This is a genomic window from Blautia sp. MB18-30 (genome assembly GCF_023669475.1).
GTDB lineage: Bacteria > Bacillota > Clostridia > Lachnospirales > Lachnospiraceae > Blautia_A > Blautia_A fusiformis.
In genome coordinates this window covers 1-522 of record NZ_JAMOYY010000107.1, presented here as the reverse complement: position 1 = coordinate 522, position 522 = coordinate 1, and the positions used below count along the sequence as shown (strand labels likewise).

The window sequence follows — 522 nt, the reverse complement described above, 5'->3', positions numbered from 1 at the left end:
TCAAAAAAAATTGCATATATAAAATATAAGATGAATGAAATTAAACTCATAACACAACGGAAGAAAAAGGTATTCCAAAATACTTGACTCATTTCTTCTTTATTGTCGCGATAATACGCAATTTTTCTTTGCCCATAAATAGTTGAACCTAATGCAGCCAGCAAAGTAAAATATGTAACCATTGCTGATGCATAACTGTATTTTCCAATGTTATCCGCACCCAAAACTCTTGAAACATACGGAGTTGTCACAAAAGGAACTAACAAAATTAATACCTGAAAGGCAGAGTTATATATAAAATTTTTCTTTACACTAATAGATTTATTATCCATTAAAATATCTTCCTGTTCTATTTTGTTTTTGTGGAGTAATTCTCATTTTTAAAATAACACTTACTAAAATTGCTATAGCAATTAAATACACCCAAAATGTATGTACAAAATAATACTCAAACCATCCAAGAGAAAAAGCTGCACAAAATAAAGCAGATAATGCTGTCAAAATATCGTTTCTTTTTGAAAA

The 522-nt window shown here is 28.4% G+C and carries 2 protein-coding genes; both read right to left on the bottom strand.

Annotated features, from left to right (window positions below):
• On the bottom strand, positions 1-332 hold a 332-nt coding region (locus tag NCY57_RS16755; protein WP_250789887.1), incomplete at its 3' end, for an oligosaccharide flippase family protein.
• On the bottom strand, positions 325-522 hold a 198-nt coding region (locus NCY57_RS16750; RefSeq protein WP_250789886.1), incomplete at its 5' end, for a hypothetical protein. The genes NCY57_RS16755 and NCY57_RS16750, both read right to left, overlap by 8 nt.